This window comes from Kluyvera ascorbata, assembly GCF_023195735.1.
In the GTDB taxonomy this organism is placed as follows: Bacteria; Pseudomonadota; Gammaproteobacteria; order Enterobacterales; family Enterobacteriaceae; genus Kluyvera; species Kluyvera ascorbata.
Genome location: NZ_CP096201.1, coordinates 2,551,425 through 2,576,910, shown reverse-complemented (window position 1 = coordinate 2,576,910; position 25,486 = coordinate 2,551,425). Strand labels below are relative to the sequence as shown.

Annotated in this window: 27 protein-coding genes; 20 read left to right on the top strand and 7 right to left on the bottom strand. The window is 54.5% G+C overall.

All coding sequences use genetic code 11. The features are described from left to right. The first annotated feature begins 4 nt into the window (after positions 1–4). Complete coding sequence (gene pntB, locus MY052_RS12180; protein ID WP_248537053.1) at positions 5–1,393, top strand: Re/Si-specific NAD(P)(+) transhydrogenase subunit beta; 1,389 nt, start codon at positions 5–7, stop codon at positions 1,391–1,393. Between the two features lie 137 nt (positions 1,394–1,530). Beyond that, the gene (locus tag MY052_RS12175) at positions 1,531–1,719 is read left to right on the top strand and encodes a YdiH family protein (RefSeq protein WP_035895467.1); all 189 of its coding nucleotides are present in this window, start codon (positions 1,531–1,533) and stop codon (positions 1,717–1,719) included. Positions 1,720–1,787: 68 nt separating this feature from the next. Here the strand turns inward: MY052_RS12175 and uspE are convergent, their stop codons facing one another. The 3 genes from uspE to ogt form a co-directional block, all read right to left on the bottom strand. Beyond that, positions 1,788–2,738: a universal stress protein UspE gene (gene uspE / locus MY052_RS12170; RefSeq protein WP_035895468.1), complete on the bottom strand. Its 951-nt coding sequence runs from the start codon at positions 2,736–2,738 to the stop codon at positions 1,788–1,790. A gap of 341 nt (positions 2,739–3,079) precedes the next feature. Further along, positions 3,080–3,832 (bottom strand): fumarate/nitrate reduction transcriptional regulator Fnr, encoded by a 753-nt coding sequence (fnr, locus tag MY052_RS12165; protein WP_061708991.1) that lies wholly within the window; start codon positions 3,830–3,832, stop codon positions 3,080–3,082. A 195-nt stretch (positions 3,833–4,027) separates the two neighbouring features. Beyond that, positions 4,028–4,543 carry a methylated-DNA--[protein]-cysteine S-methyltransferase gene (gene ogt, locus MY052_RS12160; protein WP_248537052.1) on the bottom strand — a complete coding sequence of 172 codons (516 nt, stop codon included), beginning with the start codon at positions 4,541–4,543 and terminating at the stop codon, positions 4,028–4,030. A 592-nt stretch (positions 4,544–5,135) separates the two neighbouring features. On the opposite strand from ogt, the gene smrA reads away from it, so the two are divergent. Next, positions 5,136–5,699 (top strand): DNA endonuclease SmrA, encoded by a 564-nt coding sequence (gene smrA / locus MY052_RS12155; protein ID WP_202215754.1) that lies wholly within the window; start codon positions 5,136–5,138, stop codon positions 5,697–5,699. Between the two features lie 42 nt (positions 5,700–5,741). Here the strand turns inward: smrA and MY052_RS12150 are convergent, their stop codons facing one another. Then, positions 5,742–6,548, bottom strand: a complete 807-nt coding sequence (locus MY052_RS12150) for an IclR family transcriptional regulator domain-containing protein (protein WP_035895474.1) — start codon at positions 6,546–6,548, stop codon at positions 5,742–5,744. 167 nt (positions 6,549–6,715) lie between these two features. On the opposite strand from MY052_RS12150, the gene MY052_RS12145 reads away from it, so the two are divergent. From MY052_RS12145 to MY052_RS12115, 7 genes are all read left to right on the top strand, one after another. Further along, positions 6,716–7,405 (top strand): 3-oxoacid CoA-transferase subunit A, encoded by a 690-nt coding sequence (locus MY052_RS12145; protein WP_202215753.1) that lies wholly within the window; start codon positions 6,716–6,718, stop codon positions 7,403–7,405. Between the two features lie 10 nt (positions 7,406–7,415). Then, a complete protein-coding gene (locus tag MY052_RS12140) occupies positions 7,416–8,072 on the top strand; it encodes a 3-oxoacid CoA-transferase subunit B (RefSeq protein WP_035895478.1) in 657 nt (218 codons plus the stop codon). Positions 8,073–8,081: 9 nt separating this feature from the next. Next, positions 8,082–9,284, top strand: coding sequence for a 3-oxoadipyl-CoA thiolase (pcaF, locus tag MY052_RS12135; RefSeq protein ID WP_248537051.1), 1,203 nt, complete (start codon positions 8,082–8,084; stop codon positions 9,282–9,284). Between the two features lie 9 nt (positions 9,285–9,293). Further along, complete coding sequence (locus MY052_RS12130; RefSeq protein ID WP_248537050.1) at positions 9,294–10,640, top strand: 3-carboxy-cis,cis-muconate cycloisomerase; 1,347 nt, start codon at positions 9,294–9,296, stop codon at positions 10,638–10,640. Then, positions 10,637–11,401 carry a 3-oxoadipate enol-lactonase gene (gene pcaD, locus MY052_RS12125; RefSeq protein WP_035897713.1) on the top strand — a complete coding sequence of 255 codons (765 nt, stop codon included), beginning with the start codon at positions 10,637–10,639 and terminating at the stop codon, positions 11,399–11,401. Before MY052_RS12130 ends, pcaD begins: the two co-directional genes overlap by 4 nt. Beyond that, entirely contained in the window at positions 11,391–11,780 is a 390-nt protein-coding gene (pcaC, locus tag MY052_RS12120) for a 4-carboxymuconolactone decarboxylase (protein ID WP_248537049.1), read from the top strand. The genes pcaD and pcaC overlap by 11 nt, the downstream gene beginning before the upstream one ends. Before the next feature lie 77 nt (positions 11,781–11,857). Then, a complete protein-coding gene (locus tag MY052_RS12115; protein ID WP_248537048.1) occupies positions 11,858–13,105 on the top strand; it encodes a putative acyl-CoA thioester hydrolase in 1,248 nt (415 codons plus the stop codon). A gap of 79 nt (positions 13,106–13,184) precedes the next feature. On the opposite strand, the gene MY052_RS12110 is transcribed toward MY052_RS12115, so the two are convergent. Continuing rightward, positions 13,185–14,132 (bottom strand): L-lactate dehydrogenase, encoded by a 948-nt coding sequence (locus MY052_RS12110; RefSeq protein WP_035897708.1) that lies wholly within the window; start codon positions 14,130–14,132, stop codon positions 13,185–13,187. 153 nt (positions 14,133–14,285) lie between these two features. On the opposite strand from MY052_RS12110, the gene MY052_RS12105 reads away from it, so the two are divergent. Continuing rightward, positions 14,286–14,756 carry a GNAT family N-acetyltransferase gene (locus MY052_RS12105; RefSeq protein ID WP_035897706.1) on the top strand — a complete coding sequence of 157 codons (471 nt, stop codon included), beginning with the start codon at positions 14,286–14,288 and terminating at the stop codon, positions 14,754–14,756. Here MY052_RS12105 and ptrR read toward each other — a convergent pair. Next, positions 14,719–15,588, bottom strand: coding sequence for a putrescine utilization regulator PtrR (gene ptrR, locus MY052_RS12100; protein ID WP_123650383.1), 870 nt, complete (start codon positions 15,586–15,588; stop codon positions 14,719–14,721). The two genes, MY052_RS12105 and ptrR, sit on opposite strands and share 38 nt — an antisense overlap. A gap of 105 nt (positions 15,589–15,693) precedes the next feature. Between ptrR and sad the strand changes: the two genes are divergently transcribed. From sad to MY052_RS12070, 6 genes are all read left to right on the top strand, one after another. Further along, a complete protein-coding gene (sad, locus tag MY052_RS12095; protein ID WP_248537047.1) occupies positions 15,694–17,079 on the top strand; it encodes a succinate-semialdehyde dehydrogenase in 1,386 nt (461 codons plus the stop codon). A gap of 94 nt (positions 17,080–17,173) precedes the next feature. Then, complete coding sequence (gene glsB, locus MY052_RS12090; protein ID WP_420828643.1) at positions 17,174–18,076, top strand: glutaminase B; 903 nt, start codon at positions 17,174–17,176, stop codon at positions 18,074–18,076. Then, a complete protein-coding gene (locus MY052_RS12085; protein WP_035895101.1) occupies positions 18,076–18,441 on the top strand; it encodes a DUF4186 domain-containing protein in 366 nt (121 codons plus the stop codon). The genes glsB and MY052_RS12085 overlap by 1 nt, the downstream gene beginning before the upstream one ends. A gap of 165 nt (positions 18,442–18,606) precedes the next feature. Then, positions 18,607–19,599 (top strand): sensor domain-containing diguanylate cyclase, encoded by a 993-nt coding sequence (locus MY052_RS12080; RefSeq protein ID WP_035895102.1) that lies wholly within the window; start codon positions 18,607–18,609, stop codon positions 19,597–19,599. A gap of 86 nt (positions 19,600–19,685) precedes the next feature. Then, positions 19,686–20,213 (top strand): GNAT family N-acetyltransferase, encoded by a 528-nt coding sequence (locus MY052_RS12075; protein WP_248537046.1) that lies wholly within the window; start codon positions 19,686–19,688, stop codon positions 20,211–20,213. 114 nt (positions 20,214–20,327) lie between these two features. Continuing rightward, the gene (locus MY052_RS12070; RefSeq protein ID WP_248537045.1) at positions 20,328–21,779 is read left to right on the top strand and encodes a tagaturonate reductase; all 1,452 of its coding nucleotides are present in this window, start codon (positions 20,328–20,330) and stop codon (positions 21,777–21,779) included. A 72-nt stretch (positions 21,780–21,851) separates the two neighbouring features. On the opposite strand, the gene MY052_RS12065 is transcribed toward MY052_RS12070, so the two are convergent. Continuing rightward, a complete protein-coding gene (locus tag MY052_RS12065; RefSeq protein WP_338033416.1) occupies positions 21,852–22,817 on the bottom strand; it encodes a LysR family transcriptional regulator in 966 nt (321 codons plus the stop codon). A gap of 104 nt (positions 22,818–22,921) precedes the next feature. Between MY052_RS12065 and MY052_RS12060 the strand changes: the two genes are divergently transcribed. The 3 genes from MY052_RS12060 to MY052_RS12050 all read left to right on the top strand — a co-directional run bounded on the left by MY052_RS12060 (position 22,922) and on the right by MY052_RS12050 (position 25,308). Beyond that, positions 22,922–23,704: an SDR family NAD(P)-dependent oxidoreductase gene (locus MY052_RS12060; RefSeq protein ID WP_248537044.1), complete on the top strand. Its 783-nt coding sequence runs from the start codon at positions 22,922–22,924 to the stop codon at positions 23,702–23,704. Positions 23,705–23,941: 237 nt separating this feature from the next. Continuing rightward, complete coding sequence (locus tag MY052_RS12055; RefSeq protein WP_248538937.1) at positions 23,942–24,856, top strand: bestrophin family protein; 915 nt, start codon at positions 23,942–23,944, stop codon at positions 24,854–24,856. Between the two features lie 11 nt (positions 24,857–24,867). After that, a complete protein-coding gene (locus MY052_RS12050; protein ID WP_035895107.1) occupies positions 24,868–25,308 on the top strand; it encodes a GNAT family N-acetyltransferase in 441 nt (146 codons plus the stop codon). Positions 25,309–25,486: the final 178 nt, after the last annotated feature.

The following is a 25,486-nucleotide window of genomic DNA, read 5'->3' as shown; positions in this document are numbered from 1 at the left end:
ACACATGTCTGGAGGATTAGTTACAGCTGCATACATTGTTGCCGCGATCCTGTTTATTTTTAGCCTTGCAGGGCTGTCCAAACACGAAACGTCCCAACAGGGCAACTACTACGGTATTGCCGGGATGGCTATCGCACTGATTGCGACCATCTTCGGGCCGGATACCAGCAACGTGGCGTGGATCCTGCTGGCGATGATCATCGGCGGCGCGATTGGTATTCGCCTGGCGAAGAAAGTTGAAATGACCGAAATGCCGGAGCTGGTGGCGATTCTGCACAGCTTCGTGGGTCTGGCAGCGGTGCTGGTGGGCTTTAACAGCTACCTGCAGCACGAAACCGGCATGGAGCAGATTCTGGTCAATATTCACCTGACCGAAGTGTTCCTCGGTATTTTCATCGGTGCGGTGACCTTTACCGGTTCTATCGTGGCGTTCGGTAAGCTGTGCGGCAAAATGTCGTCTAAGCCGCTGATGCTGCCAAACCGTCACAAGCTGAACCTCGCCGCGCTGGTAGTCTCTTTCCTGCTGCTGGTGGCGTTCGTTCGTACCGATAGCGTCGGGACTCAGGTGCTGTGCCTGCTGGTGATGACCGTTATCGCGCTGGCTTTTGGCTGGCATCTGGTGGCTTCCATCGGCGGTGCGGATATGCCGGTGGTGGTTTCGATGCTGAACTCCTACTCCGGTTGGGCCGCGGCCGCGGCGGGCTTTATGCTCAGCAACGACCTGCTGATCGTGACCGGTGCGCTGGTGGGTTCTTCTGGTGCCATCCTGTCGTACATCATGTGTAAAGCAATGAACCGTTCGTTCTTCAGCGTCATTGCCGGTGGTTTTGGTACCGATGGTTCCTCTACCGGTAGCGACGAAGAAGTGGGCGAGCACCGTGAAATCACCGCGGAAGAGACGGCGGAAATGCTGAAAAACTCTCACACGGTGATTATCACCCCGGGCTACGGCATGGCGGTGGCACAGGCGCAGTATCCGGTGGCTGAAATCACCGACAAGCTACGTGCACGCGGTATTAAGGTTCGTTTCGGTATTCACCCGGTTGCCGGGCGTCTGCCAGGCCATATGAACGTGCTGCTGGCGGAAGCGAAGGTGCCTTACGATATTGTGCTGGAGATGGACGAGATTAACGACGACTTCTCCGATACCGACACGGTGCTGGTTATCGGTGCGAACGACACCGTTAACCCGGCTGCACAGGACGATCCGAAGAGCCCAATCGCCGGGATGCCGGTTCTGGAAGTGTGGAAGGCGCAGAACGTTATCGTCTTCAAACGCTCAATGAACACGGGCTATGCTGGCGTGCAGAACCCGCTGTTCTTTAAAGAGAACACCTCTATGCTCTTTGGTGATGCTAAAGCAAGCGTAGACGCGATTCTGAAAGCGCTCTGATTGTTCGTTTGAAAATGAAGCCGTCGGGTCTCGTGGACCGGCGGCTTTTTTTATTTGTCTCTTGATTGCTTTTGGTCAAAAATTGCACACTCAAAGGTGTTATACTACTTCAAGTCGTCCACACCTAAGAGGAAGTTATGGATACCTTGTTATCGCCTGCACAACTGGCCATCGAATATCTCCGCCGTGAAACCACGCCTTTAACCCCCGCACAGTACCTGAAACGCGTTAAACAGCTTGAGCTGGAATTTGCCGACCTGATGTCACTTTCCGCCATTGAGCTCAAAGAAGAAATCGATTTTGCCTGGCGACTAGGGCTCCACTGATAGGTGTGTGATACCAGACATAAAAAAACCGGCATGAGCCGGTTTTTTTATTACCATCACCAGGACCGTTAATCGTCCTCTTCGTCATCCATCTCGACCGGCGTCTGGTAATCATTTGGCTTAATGGCCAGCAGATCGCAACGCAGGTGGTCAATGACCTGTTCCGCCGTATTACCCAGGAATGCCGCTGAAATACCAGTACGGCCGACGGTGCCCAGCACCACGATACCGGCATCCAGATGCGCGGCCAGATCCGGGATAACCTCTTCAGGCAGCCCTTTCTCAACGTGGGTGAATTTTTCGTCGATACCAAATTTCTGGCGCAGCGATTTCATCGCCAGAAGATGCTGACCGCGAATCGCGTCGTTATACACGCTTGGATCAAAATCAGGCAGTTCAATCGCGATATTGATAGGGGTTACAGGGTAGGCGCCAATCAGGTGAACCTCGGTATGGTTAACCTGGTCTGCCAGCTCCATCGTCTCTTTGACCAGCTTCTCGTTCAGCGCGTTGTGGTATTCCTCTTCGCTGGCGAGGTTGACGGCCACCAGCGCTTTACCGCCTTCTGGCCACGGCTGATCTTTCACCATCCACACCGGGCAAGGGCATTTGCGCAGCAGGTGCCAGTCGGTCGGGGTAAAGATGACGGATTCCAGCTTGTCATGCTGGTGGGCCATTTTCAGCATCAGGTCGTGGCCACCGCTGATAACCTCCTGAATAATCGCTTCGAAGGGGCGATTGTGCCACACCACTTTAATTTCCAGCGGTACGCCAGCCTCCAGGTAGAATTTAGCCTGCTCGCGGATCCATGCGGTTCGCTGGCTAATTACGCCCTGGCGCATTGCGGTGCGCTCGTCAGGAGACAAAAGGGTGGTCATTTCATAAGAGAAGTCATAGATAGGCAAAAAGGCTTTAATGCGCCCGCCAATTCGTTGATGTAGATAAACAGCGCGTCGCAGCGCCGGCTGATCGTCCTGGTTCGGGTCGATAGCAACGAGCATATTTTGATACTTGGCCATACAGGTCTCCTTACAGCTGTAACCACAGTTTGTAAGTAAAAGATAACTCATATATGGAGAATGAAACAGGGGATAACCTTCGCTAGATCAACAAACAGGATAAATTAACATTACTGCCGTATTGGAATTTAGCCCCAAGGATTTACTTATAGCTGGAATGGAATTAACGCTATTTCTGCGGCATTCTGCGAGATGGTCAGGCATTGGGGGAGGGAATGTTGCCGATTTTCAGACTATCTCCAGCCATCAGAAAATCACGATGACTGAAGCGAGTGGTGGAAACATAACGGCAATAAAAAACCCCGAAAATTCGGGGTTTTTCAGCAAGTGCTCAGAATCTATCAGGCAACGTTGCGAGTATGTCCCGCGAGGATTGCCAGCGCATCGCTGTTTTCAATCGTAATGTATTTGCCTTTTACTGCCAGCATGCCGCTTTTCTGGAAACGACCCAGCAGACGGCTGATGGTTTCTACCGTCAGACCGAGGTAGTTACCGATATCGCCACGGGTCATCGTCAGGCGGAACTCACGAGGAGAGAAACCACGCTGCGCGAAACGGCGAGACAGGTTATAGATAAAGGCCGCCAGGCGTTCTTCCGCGTTTTTCTTCGACAACAGCAGGATCATGTCCTGATCGCCTTTGATCTCACCGCTCATCAGACGCATCATCTGCTGACGCAGGTTTGGCATCTTACCGGACAAATCGTCCAGCGTTTCGAACGGGATCTCACAAACCATTGAGGTTTCCAGCGCCTGAGCAAAGCTTGGGTGGTGGCCTGTCCCGATGGCATCAAAGCCCACTAAATCACCGGCCAGATGGAAGCCCGTAATCTGCTCATCGCCCTGTTCGGTGATGGTATAGCTCTTGATGGTACCGGAGCGAATAGCGTACAGAGACTTCAGTTCATCACCGGCCTTGAAGAGGGTTTGCCCTTTCTGAATGGGCTTTTTGCGCTCGATAATATTATCCAGCTGATCAAGCTCATGCTCATTAAGAGTGAACGGGATGCAAAGCTGGCTGATGCTGCAATCCTGACAATGGATAGCGCAACCGCCAGACTGAATGCGTCGTATAATTCTCTTTTCCGGGATCATAGGTCTGCTCAAGCCGTAATTGATATTAGTCAATTTTAACATCTTTTTATGGAGCAGGTAAGTCTCGGCGAAGGGATTCACCCAATATTAAAAAGGGATAGTTCCTATTGAGATATATCCAATTGATATACCTCATTTATTTTCAGGAGTGATTGTGAAAGCAGATGTCTTAAGGCGACGATAAGGCACAGAAAATCAAAGCAGCAGGTAACCTTCATGGCGTAAAAGCCACTCTTTTCGCTGTACGCCACCGGCATAGCCCGTCATGGTGCCGTTGCGCCCAATCACCCGATGGCAGGGAACGACAATGCTGACAGGATTCGAGCCGTTTGCCGCACCTACGGCCCGCGCGGCGCCGGGGCGACCCAGCTGTTCGGCAAGCTGCCCGTAATGCATAACCTGTCCGCAAGGGATGGTACGCAGGGTCTTCCACACTTCTCGCTGAAAGTCGGTTCCGCCTGTCGCCGTTGGCAGCGTTTCAATTACGGTCAGATCGCCTTCAAAGTAATCAGCGAGCTTTTGACTCAGCCCGCCCGGATTGCGGGAAGCGACGCGCGCATAACCTTCATGACGGTAATGAATGTCCAGCAGTTGTTCCATACGGTCGCTGTGTTCTTCCCATTCAATCGCCCGCAGGTGGAAATTTTCATCGCACAGGATCCACAGCGGCCCCACGGGGGTAGCAATTTTGTCTTCGAGCAAAGTCAGCATACGTACGCTCTCATTTAAATGAATTATTCCTATACTCCACCATACCATGTGAATACAACGATGCCCTATACCCCAAATGTGTAACCTTGTAAAATATAGGGTTTTATATAACCAATTCGGATTGTGCGAATTAAGAGGATATAAAAATTAAATTTTTCCGATGGCAAGAAATATAAAATAATGTATAGCCGACTATAAGTAAGCTATTGAATAGCGGGGTAATGAAAAGGCGAGAGCGGTCAGTAGAATAAAAATCGGGGCCTGTCGACATCGCCAGACCCCGCAGCAACCACACAATTGTGTCCATACTTGTTCCCACTTTTGCTCCGAACAGCGGGTATTACTATTTATAACGGGTTCGCGTTAATTTTCCAGATAATTCTTGGTGATTTATTTCACGCATTCGAAATGCCCGTTCAATATTAATTCTCAATTTACGACATTTAAGCATGAATTAATTTATACAAATAAATAATAAGTTGCGAATGAAGATATTTGGACGGTGAGGAATTACGCAACTGGATGACAACGCATTGAGCCAACCCGGCGACGCGGCTATAGTATGCACCAGACGTAACGAAGGGGAGCTCTCATGAATCTTGATGACAAATCGCTGTTTCTTGACGCCATGGAGGATGTCCAGCCGCTTAAGCAGTGCCACGATGTACACTGGCAGCCCGTTCGTAACGCCCGCACTCGTCAGGAGTTAGACACGCTGCAGTTGGATAACTTTCTCACCACCGGCTTTCTCGATATCGTCCCGCTTGCGACACCGCTTGAATTTAAGCGTGAAGGGTTACAGAACGGTGTGCTGGATAAGCTTCGGCTGGGGAAATATAACCAGCAGGCCAGCCTGAACCTGCTGCACCAGCCGGTTGAATCTTGTCGCCAGAACCTGTTTGCCTTTATCCGCCAGGCGCAGAAAGAGAATTTACGCAACGTGCTGATTATTCATGGCAAAGGCAAAGAGGACGGTTCTCACGCCAATATCATTCGCAGCTATCTGGCCCGCTGGCTGACCGAATTCGACGAAGTACAGGCATTCTGCTGCGCGCTACCGCACCATGGCGGCAGCGGTGCGTGCTACGTTGCGCTGAGAAAATCGGACTCCGCGAAGCAAGAAAACTGGGAACGGCACGCCAAACGGAGCCGCTAGATAAACTCGCTGTAGGCCGGATGAGCGAAGCGCCATCCGGCACTAACGCAGCAACAAACTCAGCTCTGCCGCCGCTTTTTGCAGTTCCGGCAACACCCGTTCTAACAGATCGGCGGCGGAAACTTGTCCCGCATGAACGCCAACGTTTAATGCCGCTTCCACGTGCCCCTGTGGGTTAAACAGCGGCACCGCCAGCGAACGCAGCCCCATTTCCAGCTCCTGATCGTTTAGCGCATATCCCTGTTGACGAATCGTTTTCAGCTCGGTTCGCAGTTTGGCAACGGAGGAGATGGTCTGAGGGGTATAGCGAATCATTGTAATACGCGCCAGCATGTCATTCAGCTTCTCTTCCGGCTGGTGGCTTAGCAACACGCGCCCCATCGAAGTGGACCAGGCGGGCAAACGGCTGCCGATATCGAGATCGATGGTCATTATGCGTGAGCTGGATGCTCGAGCGATATAGAGAATATCGTCGCCGTCGAGGGTGGCAATAGAGCAGGACTCATTAAGCATATCGCTCAGGTGTTTCAGCACCGGCTGCGCCGAACGCGCTAGCGGCGTTGATGCCAGCCAGGCGTGCCCAAGGGATAAAATCCGTGGCCGTAGCTGGAAGTTCTTCCCATCTTCTGCGTAAACAAACCCGAGCTTGCCGAGCGTATACAGGCAGCGTCGCACCGCGGCGCGCGGAATACCCGTTTTCTGACTGATTTGTGAAATCGACAGCACCCGACGCTGTGGCGTAAAGGCCTGGATCACCTCCAGCCCTCGCGCCAGCGACGCCATAAAATTCGGGTCACCTTTAAACGGATCGCTATCGCCCGTCAAAATATCGTCTGGATGTTTCTCCATTTTTCTCTCCGTTTATGCCATCGATCACATTCTTCAGCTAAACATACACGATGTTCGATTATCGCACCATATTTCGATTATCGCCCTTGACCGGCATCGTTAAGCGGGTCACATTTTGTGCGAACAACGAATATAAGTGCGATAGTCGCACATCAAGGAGCAACCTGATGATCGATAAAAGTGTGCCGACGCTGACCGATGCCGTCGCGGGTATCAACGATGGGGCGACGATAATGATTGGTGGTTTCGGGCCAGCCGGACAGCCAACCCAACTGATTGATGCGCTGATTGAGCAGGGCGCGCGCGACCTGACCATCATCAATAACAACGCGGGTAACGGTGAAATTGGCCTCGCGGCGCTGCTGAAAGCGGGCCGTGTACGCAAAATGATTTGTTCATTCCCACGTCAGGTCGATTCGCAGATTTTTGATGACCTCTATCGCCGCGGCAAAGTGGAGCTCGAGCTGGTGCCGCAGGGTAACCTGGCCGCGCGCATCCAGGCCGCAGGGGCAGGGCTTGGGGCTATCTTTACCCCTACAGGTTACGGCACGCCGCTGGCGGAAGGTAAAGAGACGCGGGAAATTGACGGTCGCCACTATGTACTGGAGTACCCGATTAAAGCGGACTTTGCACTGATTAAAGCCCACCAGGGCGATCGCTGGGGCAACCTCGTGTACCGTAAGGCGGCGCGTAACTTTGGACCGATCATGGCCACCGCGGCAAAAACGACGATTGCCGAAGTCACCAATCTGGTGGCGCTGGGGGAGCTCGACCCGGAGAACGTGGTGACGCCAGGCATTTTCGTTCAACGTATCTTCTCGCTGGAAAACCTCAACCACCAGGCAATGCGCGCTTAAGGGGCCCATGATGCAAAAACTCTCTCGTGATGATATGGCAAAGCGCGTGGCGCAGGATATTCCCGAAGGGGCCTACGTCAACTTAGGTATCGGCCTGCCGACGCGTATCGCCAACTACCTGCCGACGGACAAAGAAGTGTTCCTGCACAGCGAAAACGGCCTGCTGGGTATGGGGCCAAAACCGGCTCCCGGCGAGGAAGACCCGGAATTGATTAACGCAGGTAAAGAATACGTCACCTTATTGCAGGGCGGCTGCTATTTCCACCACGGCGACTCCTTCGCGATGATGCGCGGTGGGCACCTGGATATCTGCGTGTTGGGAGCCTACCAGGTCTCAGCGCAGGGCGACCTCGCCAACTGGAGCACCGGCGCTCCAGATGCGATTCCGGCCGTTGGCGGGGCGATGGACTTAGCCGTCGGCGCGCGTCAGGTTTTCGTCATGATGGACCATCTCACGCGTGACGGGGAGTGCAAGCTGGTTGAACACTGTACCTATCCGCTGACCGGTGTGGGCTGTGTTAGCCGGATCTATACCGACCTGGCCGTTATCGACATCACCGCAAGCGGCCCGGTGGTACGCGAGATATTCAACGGACTCTCCTTTGAAGAACTGCAGCGCATCACACCGGTCACGCTTTCTTATCACGCCGTAGCGGAAATCGCTTAAGGAACAATGATGAATCAGGCATTTATCTGCGACGCGGTACGCACTCCGTTCGGTCGTTTTGGTGGTACTCTTTCAGGCGTTCGCGCTGACGATTTGGCCGCGCTGCCGCTGAAAGCGCTGCTGGAACGCAATCCAGGGCTCAATCCGGCGCTGATTGATGATGTGATTTTTGGCTGTGCCAACCAGGCGGGGGAAGATAACCGCAACGTCGCCCGCATGGCGCTGCTGCTGGCCGGGCTGCCGGAGACGGTACCGGGAACCACCATCAACCGCCTTTGCGGTTCGAGCCTTGATGCGATTGGTGTGGCAGCCCGTGCGATTAAAAGCGGTGAAACGCAGCTGATGATTGCTGGCGGCGTGGAAAGTATGTCCCGTGCGCCGTTTGTGATGGGCAAAGCGGAAAGCGCATTTAGCCGCGCCATGAAGATGGAAGACACCACGATCGGCTGGCGCTTTATTAACGCGCAGATGAAAGCGCGCTATGGCGTGGACTCGATGCCGGAGACGGCGGAAAACGTGGCAACCGATTTTGCTATTGCGCGTGCCGACCAGGACGCTTTCGCGCTGAGAAGCCAGCAGAGAACCGCGCTGGCGCAGGCGAATGGGGCGTTTAATGATGAACTCATTTCGGTGCAGATCCCGCAGCGTAAAGGAGAGCCGCTGCTCTTTACCCAGGATGAACATCCGCGCAGCACCGCTTTGGAGTCGCTGGCAAAATTAAAAGGTGTTGTGCGCCCGGACGCCACCGTCACGGCGGGCAACGCTTCTGGCGTAAATGATGGTGCCTGTGCGTTATTATTAGCCAGCGAACAGGCAATGACGCAAAATGACTTGCAGCCGCTGGCTCGTGTTGTTGGCATTGCCACCGCCGGGGTTGCGCCGCGAATTATGGGCTTTGGCCCGGCACCTGCCGTTCGGAAAGTGCTGGCGCAAACCGGCTTAACGCTGGCGCAAATGGATGTTATCGAGTTGAATGAAGCGTTTGCCGCACAGGCGCTGGCGGTACTGCGCGATTTAGGATTGCCGGATGATGCGGCACATGTTAATCCAAACGGTGGGGCGATTGCGCTGGGCCATCCGCTCGGCGCGTCAGGTGGACGCCTGGCGATGACCGCGGCCTACCAGCTGCGCCGTACCGGTGGGCGCTATGCGCTGTGCACCATGTGTATTGGCGTAGGCCAGGGAATCGCGCTGATTATTGAACGCGTATAAGGAGCAGGAATGAGTTTGTTAACCCCGCTATTGCGCACGGATGCACTCACGGCTGTGTTCAGCGATGAGCAGCTCGTTCAGGGGATGCTGGATTTTGAAGCCGCGCTAGCCAAAGCGCAGGCTCGCTGTGGAGTCATTCCCCACGAGGCGGTGGAGCCTATCGTTGCGGCCTGTCGGGCTCAACGGCTCGATTTTCCGGCGCTCGCCGCGGCGGCGGCGAATGCTGGCAATCTGGCGATTCCCCTGGTGAAGCAGTTAACTCAGGTGGTGAAAGCGAGCGCCCCGGAGGCGGCCCGCTATGTCCACTGGGGGGCAACCAGCCAGGATGCCATTGATACCGGCTTGATGCTTCAACTTCAGCAAGCGTTACAGCAGACGGAGTCCCGGCTTCAGCGTCTTATGCACGTGCTGGCCAAACAGGTAGCGCGTTATCAGCATACGCTGATGGCGGGCCGAACCTGGATGCAGCATGCGCTGCCGATCACCTACGGTTTGAAACTTGCGGGCACTCTGGATGCGTTACTGCGCTGGCACGAACGGCTCCAGCAAATGCGTCCTCGCGTCCTGACTCTGCAATTTGGCGGTGCGGCGGGTACGCTCGCCTCGTTAAAGGTTAAAGGGCCGCTGGTTGCGCAAGCGCTGGCCGATGAACTGAACCTGGCGCTTCCCGATACCCCATGGCATAGCCAGCGAGACCGTATTATTGAGCTGGCAAGCTGGTATGCCGGTCTTTGCGCGACCCTTGGTAAGTTCGCCAATGACTTTGCGTTAATGATGCAAACGGAAGTCGCTGAAGTGAGTGAACCTATTGCGGAAGGGCGCGGCGGTTCGTCCGCGATGCCGCATAAACGTAATCCGGTTAGCTGTGCTGCGATCCTTGCGGCGGTCGCTCGTACGCCGGGGCTGATGGCGACGCTGTATGCGAGCCAGATTCAACAGCACGAACGCGCGCTGGGTGGCTGGCAGGCCGAATGGGAAACGCTTCCGCAGCTGGTGATGCTGGCGGGGGGCGTGCTCGAAAACAGCGAATATTTGCTTTCAGGGATGCAGGTTAATGCGCAAAAGATGCGTGATAATCTCGATATCACTCATGGCCTGATCATGGCTGAATCCGTCACTCAGGCACTAGCGGCCCATATCGGTAAAGCGGATGCCCACCATCTGATTGAAAAAATTTGCCATCGGGCAATCGCGCTTGATTGTCCGTTACGACCGCTACTGGAAAAGGATTCGCTGGTGAGCCAGCATCTTTCTTCAGAGCAACTTACGCAGCTGCTGGATCCGGCAAACGCTGTCGGTAGCGCGGACCACTTTGTGCGCCAGGTATTGGCGCGCTTTCAGGAGTTAGGGACATGAATATCCATTATCGCCTCGACGGACCGGAAAAGGCACCGGTACTGGTGTTATCAAACTCACTGGGCACTACGCTCACGATGTGGGATGCGCAAATGCCCGCGCTGACCGAACACTTTCGCGTGCTGCGCTATGATACGCACGGTCATGGACAAACAACGAAACGCGGAAAGGTGACGTTGTCACAGCTGGGTGAGGACGTGATTACGCTGCTCGATCATCTGAATATCGAACGCGCCAGTTTCTGCGGTATTTCAATGGGTGGCCTGACCGGACTGTGGCTGGCACGCTTCGCGCCGGAACGTTTTGAGGCGGTTGTTGTGGCGAACACCGCGGCTAAAATTGGCGAGCAGGCGGGCTGGTTATCGCGAGCGCGTACCGTGCGCAGTGAAGGCATGGGCGTGGTTGCCGCCGGCTCTGCGGATCGCTGGTTTACTCATGCCTTCCGTGAGCATCATCCCGCGGTGGTTGAGCAACTATGTCATCAGTTGGCCGAGTCGGAAGCAGAAGGCTACGCCGAATGCTGCGATGCGCTTGCCGCCGCAGACCTGCGTGCCGAGGTGGCGGCTATTCATGTGCCGATGCTGATTATCGCCGGGGAAAATGATCCGGTTACTACCGTGGACGATGCCGATTTCCTGCATCAACAGATTGATGACGCGTTCCAGGTCTGTCTCCCGGCCTCACATTTATCAAATATCGAAGCCAGCGACGAATTTAATGCCGCGCTGGTGGCTTTTTTACGGAGGAATCATGGCGGATAAAGAACGCTATCAGCAGGGTATGGCGGTTCGCCGAAAGGTACTAGGCGACGCTCATGTTGATCGCACTGTGGCGAAACTTTCCCCGCTGAACGAGGAGTTTCAGGACTTTATCACGCGCTACGCCTGGGGTGAAACCTGGACGCGTCCGGGTCTGAGTCACCATACGCGCAGCATGATAACCATCGCCATGCTGATTGCACTCAACCGCGAAGCCGAACTCAAAATGCATCTGCGGGCGTCATTTAATAACGGCGTGACCCGCGACGAACTGAAAGAGCTGATTATGCACTCGGCGCTGTACTGCGGTTTACCGGCGGCAAATGCGACGATGCATCTGGCTCAGCAGGTGTTTGATGAAATTGATGCGGGGAATTCGTGATCCCTGGCCTGAAAAATAAAACGTAGTTCCATTATTATCGGTCCTCTTTTCTATTTAACGCTGTTAATGGAGAACCGATGACAAGATTACGTTACCCTGGAATGTCGACGTTGCTCTGTATGCCGCTGGTGCTGCAGGGCTGCGTCGCTGCTTCGTCAACGGGTACGGCAAGCAAGCCGCTGTTGACGGCGCAGGAAGCCGTCGCCTATACCGCAGAGAACTATTTCGCCCACGGTGGGCAGGTTCATGATTTGCAGGGAGCCTGGCAACCCCAACCCATCGTTCCCGACAACAATACTCCGTGGCGCGTCGCGACCTCCGGGGCTCCCTATAATGATATTCAGCAAGCGATTGATGCTGCCATTGCCCAGCATCAGGGAAGCGAACGCCTTTATATCCGCATCGATCCTGGCGTTTACACCGGAACGGTTTATATCCCCGACAATGCGCCGCCAATAACCCTTTTTGGTACTGGCAAACAGCCGCAGGACGTGAGAATCGAATTCGCGCTGGACTCTCAGTTTAGCCCTGCAACCTATCGCAAAACCGTCAGGGCAGACCGCTACCCGCCGGGTTCACCGGCTTACTACCAGTACGCACTGTGCGCCGGAAGAACCAGCGCGCTGATTGGCACCAACTGTGCCGCCGTTTTCTGGGCGCAAAGCCATGATTTACAGCTCTATAACCTGACAATCGCTAACAGTTTGCTGGATACGGTGGATGGGGGTACCCATCAGGGTGTAGCGTTGCGCACCGACGGCGACCGTATCCAGCTACAACACGTCCGGCTGTTGGGACGTCAGGATACGCTGTATCTCAACGTCAGCGATCGCCACAACGAGGCGCTGACTGGTAGGATCAACCGCGTACTGATGCAGGACAGTTACGTAGAGGGCGATGTGGATTACGTGTTTGGTCGCGCTAACGTCGTCTTTGACCGCGTGCATTTTCACACCGTCTCCAGCCGTCGCTCGCCGGAAGCGTATGTGCTCGCTCCTAATACGCTGCCGGATAATCCGTACGGTTTTCTGGTGACGAACAGCCGTTTTACCACCGATGATGGCTATAAAGGTGCGTTCAAAGCGAAACTCGGCCGCGCGTGGGATCAGGGTGCTGGAAAAACGGGTTATCTGCCGGGTAAAACGGCGAACGGTCAGGTGTTGATTGTTGATAGCACCATCGATAGCGGTTACGACGCGCTGTCGCCTTGGGGGGCAGCGGCGACCACCGCAAGGCCGTATAAAGCGAATTCCAGCGCTTCACGAGAGCTTAACGACGTCAATTTCAACCGATTATGGGAGTGGAATACGCGCTGGGAGAAATAAGTCCAGTGCCAGAAAATCACGCACAAACGCACAGTCCGAGGGTAGATTCGGACTGTGCAACACTATTGTGCCTGTGGTTTCAAGCTGGCAGCAGCGTAATATTGGTCTTAATAATCTCTACCGAACGGGCAAATTTCTCCCGCTCATCGTCGGCCAACTGAAGCTCGATTATCTGCTGTACGCCGCTTTGTGCGAGCACCGCAGGTACACCGATTGCCACGCCATCAACGCCATACTCTCCATCCAGAATGCAGGAAATGGCCAGCGCGCGGTGGCTACCGGTAAAGATGTTGCGGCAAATTTCAGCAATCGTTCCCGCAATACCGTACTCCGTGCAGCCTTTACCCGCGTAAATTTCGAAACCCAGCTTGCGTACGTTATCCGCCATGGCCTGACGGTCGAGCGCTTTCCCCGTGCGATGCCGATAAACATTTTCAATGGGGGAGCCGTACACCGACGAATGTGACCAGACCGGGAACTGACTATCGCCGTGTTCGCCGAGAATAAATGCGTCAATACTCTGCGCGCCAATCTCCAGATCCTGAGCCAGCTTACGACGTAGACGTGTGGTATCGAGCCATACGCCGGTACCGATAACCTGGTTACGCGGCAGGCCGGAGAGCTGCCAGACCTGCCAGGTGATGATGTCACAAGGGTTGGTGGCAATCAGGAAAATACCGTTAAAGCCGCCAGCCATCATCTGCGGAACAATACTGTGAACGATATTGGCGGTGCTTTTCAGTTCATCAAGCCTCGTCTGACCGGGCTTGAGCGCGCCGCCGGAAACGGTAATAACCGCAATATCGACATCCGCACAGTCGCTGACGTCGCGACAGGAAATAGTCATCATTCCCGGCATATAGGCCGCGGCATCGCTGAGGTCCTGGGCATGGGCTTCGGCACGGGTCTTATTCAGATCGACCAGGATTAATTCTTCGCAAATATTCTGATTCAGCAGCGCATAGGCTGCCGATGCACCGACATTGCCGGCACCAATTATCATGACTTTACGCGCTTTCGTGTTCATGGTTATTCCATTGCATGGGCAAACAACAGGGGATAAAACTACTCGTTAACAAGTGGTTAGCGCAATAGCCGGCGACGATTATAAGTTAATGGTATGAGACTACACGAGGTCGAATGATAGAGTGAATAAACAACAATAGAACAGGAACCCGCTATGTACTCGACCGCCATAACACACGCTGCTAACCCGGATGTTAATGCCCTGATTGCTGAACTTGACCGCTATCAGGAGGCGCTCTATCCAGAGGAGAGCAATCACCTGCTGGATCTCTCACAGCTGCCGTCCGAGCAGCTTATCGTGATGCTTATCCGCAAAGGTGAAGAGGCGGTGGGATGCGGGGCGATTGTGCTGGGAGAAGAAGGACAGGGCGAGATGAAGCGGGTCTTTATTAACCCGACGCACCGTGGTCAGCGTCTGGGGGAAACACTACTGGCAGAACTGGAAACCGCCGCATTGCAGCGCGGTTGCCGCATATTGCAGCTGGAAACGGGAGTCCATCAACATGCGGCTATTTGCCTGTACCAGCGCTGTGGCTATCAACTGTGCGACGCTTTTGCGCCGTATCAGCCCGATCCGCTCAGCGTCTTTATGATGAAACCGCTGGTTCATCCAGAAGGGCAATAAAGGCTTCCAGTTGTCGGCTCATCGCCCCGCGTCGCCACACCAGCCAGGTCGTTAGCCAGCGCCATTTCTCCGCCAACGGCCATGCCTCGACCTGATGATGTCCCGGCATGCTTTCCAGCATGCTGCGCGGGATTAACGCCAGCCCGGCCCCGGCAATCACGCAGGCCAGCATACCGTGATAGGACTCCATCTCATGAATGCGTCCGGGTGTCGCCTGATCGGCATGGAACCAGCTTTCGAAATGCCGACGGTAAGAACAGTTGGCGCGAAACGCATAGATACTGGCTCCGTTGACCTCACTGGCGCGGCTAATTGGCGGATGCCCGTGGGCGGCGACAATCATCATTTCCTCCGGGTAGACCGGCATACCGTCTAAGCCCGGATGCATCACCGGTCCATCGACGAACGCGGCGCTGAGCGTGCCTTCCAGCACGCCGTCGGTCATTGTGCCTGACGGGCCGGTCGCTAAATCAAACTGGATACGCGGATAGCGCTGGTTATAGCGTGCCAGCGTTTCGGGAATGCGTACGGCGGCGGTACTCTCCAGCGCACCGAGGGAAAACAACCCCTGCGGCTCGTCTCCGGCAACCACCATGCGCGCTTCATCGACCAGCGAGAGGATCTGCTGGCTATAGCGCAGAAAACTATGCCCGGCGGGCGACAGACGTAGCCGTTGATTCTCCCGGATGAACAGCTCAACGCCGAGATCCGCTTCCAACTGGCGAATGCGGGTTGTCAGGTTAGAGGGCACGCGATGCACGCGCTGCGCCGCCTGGGTAATGCTGCCCGTCTCGGCAACGGCGTTAAACATCTCAAGCTGGGTTAAATCCATGGCATTCTCATATCGTGAATGGTTCGGTTAATATTATTCATTTTTCATAAACGGCAGGATAGGCGAAACTGTCACCACTGCGCAATTGATTGAGAGAGAAAAAAGATGACTTCACCTGCAACTCACGCCATCTCTATTAACCCGGCCAATGGCGAAACCATCGCGTCGCTGCCGTGGGCCACCGGCCCGGAAGTGGATATGGCTATTACCCTTGCTGATACGGCATTTCGTCAATGGCGCAAGACGGCAATTGAGCAGCGCGCCGATGCGCTGCGCGCGATTGGCCGTGTTCTGCGTGAACGTGGCGAAGAGATGGCGCAATGTATTACCCGTGAAATGGGTAAACCGATTAAACAGGCGCGTGGCGAAGTGGCGAAATCGGCCCATCTGTGCGACTGGTATGCTGAACATGGCCCAGCGATGCTGGCGACCGAGTCTACCCAGGTTGAGAACAACCAGGCGGTGATTGAATACCGTCCGCTTGGCCCCGTTTTGGCGGTAATGCCGTGGAACTTCCCGCTGTGGCAGGTGCTGCGCGGGGCAGTGCCTATTATGCTCGCGGGTAATAGCTATCTTCTTAAGCATGCGCCTAACGTGATGGGCTGCGCGGCACTGATTGGCGATATCGTAACGCAAGCGGGTGTTCCGGCTGGTGTATTTAACTGGGTTAACGCGACTAACGATGGCGTGACGCAGATTATCAACGATCCGCGTATTGCGGCGGTTACCGTGACCGGTAGCGTGCGTGCCGGGAAAGCGATTGGCGCTCAGGCGGGCGCGGCGCTGAAAAAATGCGTACTAGAGCTGGGCGGTTCCGATCCGTTTATCGTCCTGAACGATGCCGATATCGATATGGCGGTGCAGGCGGCGGTGATTGGGCGTTACCAGAATACCGGGCAGGTCTGCGCGGCGGCGAAACGCTTTATTGTTGAAGCGGGCATTGCTGAGCTGTTTACCGAGAAGTTTGTTGCGGCAGCGGCGGCGCTCAAAATGGGTGAACCGACCGATGAAGAGAACTATCTGGGGCCGATGGCGCGTTTTGATTTGCGCGACGAGCTGCATAACCAGGTGATGGCGACCGTTAGTGAGGGTGCATCTCTGCTGCTTGGCGGTGAACTGCTGAGTAGTGAAGGTAACTACTATCCGGCCACCGTACTGGCAAACGTGGCGCCGACCATGACCGCTTTCCGCCAGGAGATGTTTGGCCCGGTGGCGGCGATTACCGTCGCCCGTGATGCCAGTCATGCGCTGGCGCTGGCTAATGACAGTGAATTTGGTCTGTCTGCAACTATCTTTACCGGCGATACGGCAGTGGCTCAACGTTTTGCCGATGAGCTGGAGTGCGGTGGCGTGTTTATCAATGGCTATAGCGCTAGCGATGCGCGCGTTGCCTTCGGCGGCGTGAAGAAAAGCGGTTTTGGCCGTGAACTCTCGCACTTTGGTCTGCGCGAATTCTGTAATGTGCAGACGGTCTGGAAAGATAGACACTAAGCGAAACGACGTAGCCCTTAGGCTCTGCTATACTCCCAGGCCGAAAATAGCCTGTGGGCAAGGAGTGTAAGTGGCTACGGTTATCAATAATGCCATGCTGACATCTATTCTTGATGATGTCAGGCCGCTGATTGGGCAGGGGAAGGTGGCGGATTATATTCCGGCTCTGGCCTGCGTCAGCGGCAATAAACTGGGGATTGCTATCAGCACCGTCGACGGGCAGCATTTTAGCGCGGGCGATGCCAATGAACGTTTTTCTATCCAGTCGATCTCGAAAGTCCTGAGTCTGGTGGTGGCGATGAATCACTATCCGGCTGAGGAGATCTGGTCCCGCGTCGGCAAAGATCCTTCCGGGCAACCCTTCAACTCCCTTTTGCAGCTCGAAATTGAGCAGGGCATCCCGCGCAACCCGTTTATTAACGCCGGGGCGCTGGTGGTCTGCGATATGCTGCAGGGGCGGCTTAGCGCTCCGCGTCAGCGGATGCTTGAAATTGTGCGCAAGCTTAGCGGTGTATCCAGCATTGCCTACGATGCGCAGGTGGCGCGTTCCGAGTTTGAACACTCGGCGCGTAATGCGGCGATTGCCTGGCTGATGAAATCCTTTGGTAATTTCCATCATGATGTCACCACGGTGCTGCAAAACTATTTCCACTACTGCGCACTGGAAATGAACTGCGTAGAACTGGCGCACACCTTCTTGTTTCTGGCTAACCAGGGGAAGGCGCTCCATCTCGACACGCCGGTTATCTCTCCGATGCAGGCTCGCCAGGTAAATGCGTTAATGGCAACCAGCGGGATGTATCAGAACGCCGGGGAATTTGCCTGGCGCGTGGGGCTACCGGCGAAATCTGGCGTTGGCGGCGGCGTGGTGGCAATTGTGCCGCACGAGATGGCGATTGCCGTCTGGAGCCCGGAGCTTGATGAAACGGGTAACTCGCTGGCAGGGGTCGCCGTGCTGGAAAAACTCACGCAACAAATAGGACGTTCGGTTTACTGATGGACGCGTTAGAAAGCCTGTTTGAACGACTGCAACGTTCACCGTTTCGCAGCCGTTTTCATCTGGGCGTAAAAGAACGGCAGTACTGTTATGACAAAGGGGCGGAGACTATCGACCAGCATGCGGCGGATTTTGTCGCGGGCAGGCTTGCTCCCGCCTGGCCCAAAAATGATGGTAAGCAAACGCCGATGCGCGGGCATCCCGTGTTCATTGCGCAGCATGCGACGGCAACCTGTTGTCGCGGTTGTCTCGAGAAATGGCACCGAATTCCTCAAGGGCAGCCGCTTAGCGCAGCGCAACAGCATTATGTGGTCAGCGTGATCCATCATTGGCTAGTGCTGCAGATGAATCGTCCCGATCGCTAACATTTATAGGTTTATTCTGAAAAGCTATCTATTCTGATAGGTTGAAGTGACATCACTCGTTGAATATGATATGCCGGGCGACGTATCGGAATAAATTGTGTTATGAATGCATTTGGCAAGCAAATTACGAATAATGGGGTGACGGGTACCCGGTTTGTCAGACGAATGTATCTGATGCGGATGCTTGGCACCTTTTTGTGCTTCTTGCCTATTGTTTCTGTACTGATTGAACGTCATCAGCCGGTCTATTTTGAACTGCTGCTGGCGTGCAATGCCTTCATCTGGCCAACGGTGGCCTATCTACGTGCTGTCAAAGCGCCCATTCCCCGCGATGCTGAATTTGAGAATCTGCTCTTTGATGCCGGAGCCGGGGGATTCTGGATAGCCATGATGGCGGTCAATCCGTTACCTTCGGTGACAATTGCCACGATCCTTTTGGCGGATAGACTTTCTGCCGGAGGGATCCCGCTGATGCGTAAAGCGGCGGCGACGATGCTCAGCGTCTTTGCCGGTACCTGGGTGCTTACGGGAATGCCGTTTAACGGTTTCGTGTCGCAGCAGACGATGCTGGCGACGCTACCGCTTATCTCGCTCTATTTGCTCGCCCTGAGCTTTATGACCGATAGCATTGCGGTGAAACTACGGCTGAAAAGCCAGGAGCTTGAACGTATTGCGATGCTCGATCCTCTCCTTGATATCGCGAACCGTCGTCTTCTTGAGCAGCGTATTGCCTGGGAACTGATTCGTCTCAAGCAACACTGCGGCCATTCGCTGCTGATGTTTATCGATCTTGATAACTTCAAAGAGATTAACGATCGTCACGGGCACAAGGTCGGCGACGTGATGCTGAAAACCGTCTCACAGATCCTGCAGATGGCGACGCGGGGGACCGATACGCCCGCAAGGCTGGGGGGAGACGAATTTGTTATCTTGCTGCCCGATACGTCACTGGAAGAGGGGCGCGGCATTGCGCAACGAATTATGGATGCGACTGCGGTGGTGACGGAGCGTCCGGATCATCACCAGACGCTGACCCTGAGTATCGGTATTGCCGATGCGCTTCCTGATATGCATGAAGTTTCTGATTGGCTACAGGCGGCGGATAGCGCGCTGTATGAAGCGAAGCGTCGGGGAAAAAATCAAATATTTGCCCATTAAAGGCATAAGAATATCCAATGACAAAGGGCGTTGTGTTATCAAATTGTTAGCGTGATAGTAAAGCGCATATCAACAAGGAGAACAACATGACCGCGACTTTCACTCTACACACCTTTTCTGAGGCCGACATACTTGCCAATCTGGCGCCTCTGTCTGAGGTTCTCAGTAACTGCGTCAACGGCGGCGCTTCAGTCAGTTTTATGCAGCCTTTCAAGCCTGAAACAGCGCTGGCTTTTTGGCAGCGCATGGCGGCAAGCGTGGGGCGTGAAGAGCGCGTGGTGCTGGTGGCAAAGAACGCCGAGCAGAATATTGTTGGCACGGTGCAATTAGTTGTCGACCAGCCTGAGAACCAGCCACATCGCGCTGATGTGGCTAAGCTGCTGGTGCATGAAAGCGCGCGCCGTAGCGGCATTGCCCGCGCTCTGATGCAGCGTCTGGAGGAGATTGCCGCGGATGCGCAGAAAAGCGTGCTGGTGCTGGATACCGCCACGGGTAGCGGCGCTGAGACATTCTATACGCGCTGTGGCTGGCAGAAAGTTGGCGAAGTCCCGCGCTATGCCTATATGCCTGATGGCGAACTCACGGCAACCTCAATATTTTACAAATTTTTATAGATTCACTATTTATTCTCTCACTTTTGATCAAAACAGGGTTTCATAAGCGGAAAATCTGATAAGTTATTAGACCAATTGAGCAGGTTGTATGACTAATCCAGAAAGGAACCCATTGTGAAAACACTGAACCGCCATGATTTCCCCGGTGCCCAATACCCTGAACGCATTATCCAGTTCGGCGAAGGCAACTTCCTGCGCGCCTTCGTTGACTGGCAGATTGACCTGCTGAACGAACATACCGACCTGAATTCTGGTGTGGTGATCGTTCGTCCTATCGCGAGCGATTTCCCGCCATCTCTGAGCACCCAGGATGGTCTGTACACGACCATCATCCGTGGCCTGAATGAGAAGGGTGAAGCCGTCAGCGACGCGCGCCTGATTCGTTCTGTAAACCGTGAAATCAGCGCCTATGCTGACTATGCCGAGTTCCTCAAACTGGCACACAACCCTGACATGCGTTTCGTGTTCTCCAACACTACCGAAGCGGGCATCAGCTACCATGCGGGTGACAAATTTGATGATGCGCCAGCGGTAAGCTACCCGGCTAAACTGACGCGTCTGCTGTTCGAACGCTTCACCCATTTCAACGGTGCTGCGGATAAAGGCTGGGTGATCATTCCTTGCGAACTGATCGACTATAACGGCGAAGCGCTGCATGAGCTGGTGGTTCGTTATGCGCAAGAGTGGGCGCTGCCGGCAGCATTCATGACCTGGTTGAACGAATCCAACGCTTTCTGCTCAACGCTGGTGGACCGTATTGTTACCGGCTACCCACGTGATGAAGCGACTAAACTGGAAGCAGAACTCGGCTATAAAGACGGTTTCCTCGATACCGCTGAACACTTCTACCTGTTTGTTATTCAGGGGCCTAAATCACTGGCCAGCGAACTACGCCTGGACAAACTGGCGCTGAACGTGCTGATTGTCGACGACATCAAACCGTATAAAGAACGTAAAGTGGCTATCCTCAACGGTGCGCACACGGCGCTGGTTCCGGTAGCATTCCAGGCGGGGATTGATACCGTGGGCGAAGCGATGAACGATGCTGAAATCTGCGCGTTCGTTGAGAAAGCCATCTACGAAGAAATTATCCCGGTACTGGATCTGCCAAAAGACGAGCTGGAGTCTTTTGCCAGCGCGGTGACCGGCCGTTTCCGTAACCCGTACATCAAACACCAGTTGCTCTCCATTGCGCTGAACGGCATGACCAAATTCCGTACACGTATCCTGCCGCAGCTGCTGGCAGGGCAGAAGGCGAGCGGTAAACTGCCAGCACGTCTGACCTTTGCGCTGGCAGCGCTGATTGCCTTCTACCGCGCAGAGCGTAACGGTGAAGCATACCCGGTGCAGGACGACGCGCACTGGATTGACCGTTACCAGCAGGTGTGGGCTCAGCATCGCGACCAGCAGATTAGCACCACCGACCTGGTGAAATCGGTGCTGTCCGTGAGCGATCACTGGGAACAAGATCTTACACAGGTTGACGGATTGGTCGAACAGGTTGCAGCTGACCTCGACGCTATTCTGACTCAAGGCATGCGCAAAGCCGTACAGCCGCTCTGCTAATTTATCTGAAGTACGAACCTAACCCGGCTCCGGCCGGGTTTTTTATAACGGGGTCCACCTGGAAAACGGGAATCATCCTGGATAGGAATCGGACGTTTTGACAAAATCGATAAAAGCGCGAAGCGGAGGCGGCACCAGCTTGCGCCCCGAATAGTAAAGAAACGGCCCCGTAAAGGTCTGCCACCAGGGTTCAAGTATGGGCTCGAGCTGCCCGCTTTCCAACCACGGCTGAAGCCATGCCTCAAAAAGATAGATAACGCCCACGCCCTCCGCCGCCATCGCGACGCCCATATCAACAGCGCTGCCCCCGCTATAGATCAGCGGGCCATGCGGGTCTATGTGATACATATCCCCGTCACGTTGGTAAGTCCAGCGTTCCAGATTCCCTTTAGCAAAACGGCCGCGCAGGCAAGGCAGCTTGAGTAAATCATGGGGATGCTGAGGACGCCCAAATTGTTCGAGAAGCGCAGGCGCAGCAGCCGTGGCAAACCGCTGCTCGCGTGGGCCAATCGGGATGGCAATCATGTCCTGCTCCAGTCTCTCGTCATAGCGAATACCGGCATCGCAGCCCGCTGCCAGAATGTCAATGACGCCACTTTCTGCCACCACTTCCACGCTAATGTCCGGGTAGCGTTGCAGAAAACGCGTCAGCAACGGGGCCAAAAAAAGTCGCGTCGCATTGATCGGAACGTTCAGCCGCAGATTTCCGGCGGGTTTGTCCCGGGATGACGTTACCGTTTTTAACGCCAGAGAGAGCTCGGCAAAAGCAGGTGTAATACGCTCCAACAACTGAGCGCCTTGCTCGGTGACCGATACGCTGCGCGTAGTGCGGTGCAGCAGACGAACACCAAGGTGTGTTTCCAGCCGTCGTACCGCATCGCTTAAGCCTGAAGGACTTAGCTGCAGTAATCGCGCCGCTTCGCGAAAGCCTCCGGCATGCGCTACCGCTGCAAAAGCTTTCAAATCGCCCAGTTCATCCGTTGTGCGCTTTGGCATATTGGTTTTCTCGATAGCCGCGGGAATTATGCGATTATGCACCTCATTGTCCGTTTTATCGAACAACCTGTGCGGACTTAGCGGTCTTATCTGCCGGACAACATACGACTATGATCATTCCCATCAACCCCACAGGAGAAAATCATATGTCTACGCAAAAACATTTAGCGCTTGTCACTGGCGCCACTTCCGGTATCGGTCAGGCATTCGCTCGCCGGCTGGCAAATAAGGGTTACAACGTGATTGCCGTTGGTCGCCGCCAGGAACGCCTGGATGCGCTGGCCGCTGAGTTTCCGGCGGGACAAATTCGTGGTGTGGTAGCCGATTTAAGCTGCGCTGAAGGCGTTAACCGCATTCGCGAGCTTTGCCATGATGAACCTCTGGCGCTGTTAATCAACAACGCAGGTGTCTCTCACTATATGGGCTTTACCGCGCTGCCGCTGGAAAAAGCACAAGAGCTACTGCAGGTAAAAGTGGTTGCTCCGACACTTCTGGCGCACGCCGCGGTACCGGGTATGGTGGAACGAGAAGAGGGCACCATCATCAATGTCGCTGGCATGTTGGGATTTGGTGCCATAGCACCGCTCGGTCAGGCAGCAGGCCGTGCCACTTATGTCGCTTCACTGTCGCATCTGATTTCGCTTTCGCTGGCTCTGCATGAAGAACTGACGCCTGCAGGCCTGAAGGTGCAGGTGCTTTGCCCGGGGGTTGTTGCTACAGAATTCCACGAGCGGCAGGGGATGGATCTTAGCGCCATTCCGCGTATGACGGCTGAAGATGTCGTCACCGCCAGCCTGCGCTCGCTAGAGCTGGGAGAAATGGTTTGCGCGCCGGGTGTAGAAGATAAGTCGCTTATCGATCAGGCGCTACAACAGAATTTACGGGCGTTTGGCGGGCAGTCGCCTGCGCTGGCCAGCCGCTACCTATAAACGTAGCCCGGACGAGGCGAAGCCGACCCCGGGATTGCACCATACCTTCTAGTTGAACATTAATTAGTTACAACATACATTTATTCCCTTCTCTATGTCCCCGCTTTAACCCCGTGCAAACAAAGCTAAACAGCACGAAAAGGGCCTCGTCAGCATGCCATTCCTCCCTCAGTACCGCTTGAATACATGACCAAGATCACGTTTAATACACAACTTATTAACCTGATTGAAAAACTCATGATCGTTCGTCCTAACCAGCATTGGCTGGCACGCATTTTCGTCTGGCACGGCTCTGTACTGCCCAAAATCTTCTCTCGCTTACTGCTCAATTTCTTGCTGTCGATAGTCGTGATCCTCATTCTGCCGTGGTATTCCTCGTTGGGCTTCAAGCTTACCGTGGCACCGTTTAGTATTCTTGGCGTGGCTATCGCGATATTTCTCGGCTTCCGTAACAATGCCTGCTACTCGCGTTACGTCGAAGCGCGCCAGCTGTGGGGGCAGCTAATGATTGCCTCCCGGTCTCTGCTGCGCGAGGTGAAAAACACCCTCCATGACGACCCGCACGTGGGGGAGTTTGTCCGTTTGCAAATCGCGTTTGCCCATTGTTTGCGCCTCACGCTCCGTCGCCAGCCTAATCGTGTTGTGCTGGCTAAATACCTCTCTGAAGCGCACCTGGCCCAGGTGCTGGCCGCCCAGTCACCGGCTAACCGTATTCTGCTTATCATGGGAGAATGGCTGGCCGAACGCCGCCGCTCCGGGGTACTGTCCGATATACTGTTCCACAGCCTCAATATTCGTCTCAACGATATGTCTATCGTGCTGGCTGGCTGCGAGCGTATTGCCAATACGCCGGTGCCGTTTGCCTATTCGCTGATCCTTCATCGCACCGTTTATCTGTTCTGCATCATGCTGCCGTTCGCGCTGGTTGTTGACCTGCACTACATGACGCCGTTTATCTCGGTGCTGATTTCGTACACCTTTATCTCGCTCGATACGCTGGCGGAAGAGCTTGAAGAACCCTTCGGTATGGAAAATAATGACTTACCGCTGGACGCTATCTGTAACGCTATCGAGATAGATTTGCTGCAAATGAATGATGAGTCGCAGATACCCGCCCGGATCATCGCTGATAAATACTATCAGCTGAACTAAGAGAGGCATCAATGACCGTCACATTTCGTCCGGTACAGGCAGAAGATAAAGCGCAGTGGTTGGCGCTATGGCAGGGCTATTGCGGGTTTTACGCCAGTAGCGTGCCTGCGGACGTTACCGAACACACCTGGCAGCGTATGTTAGATCCTCAGTCGCCCATTTTTTGTCGTGTGGCGCTGGTTGAAGGGCAGCTGGCAGGCTTTGCGCTTTGCGTATTGCATGAAGGTACCTGGGTTACGGCGCCTATCTGTTATCTGGAAGACCTGTTCGTTGACCCAGCATTCCGCGGTAACGGGGTAGCGCGCTCGCTCATACAATTTGTGCTAAACGAAGGAAAAGAGCAGGGATGGTCACGCTTCTATTGGCATACGCGTATTCATAATCCGGCGCGTAAGCTTTATGATGAGTTTGTCACCGCCGATGATTTCGTACGTTATTCTGTTACGCTTTAAACTAAACAAACAGAATAAATCATTAAGGTTTTCCATGTTTAATGGTTGCACCGACATAAGGAGAATCAGAATGGAAAAAAGAATCGAAACTGCCGTGAACATCATTGTGTTCATTTCACTCTTTGCAACCGCCTGGGACTTATCGCTGGTTCGCGCCTTCAACTGGTAGCACTTAACC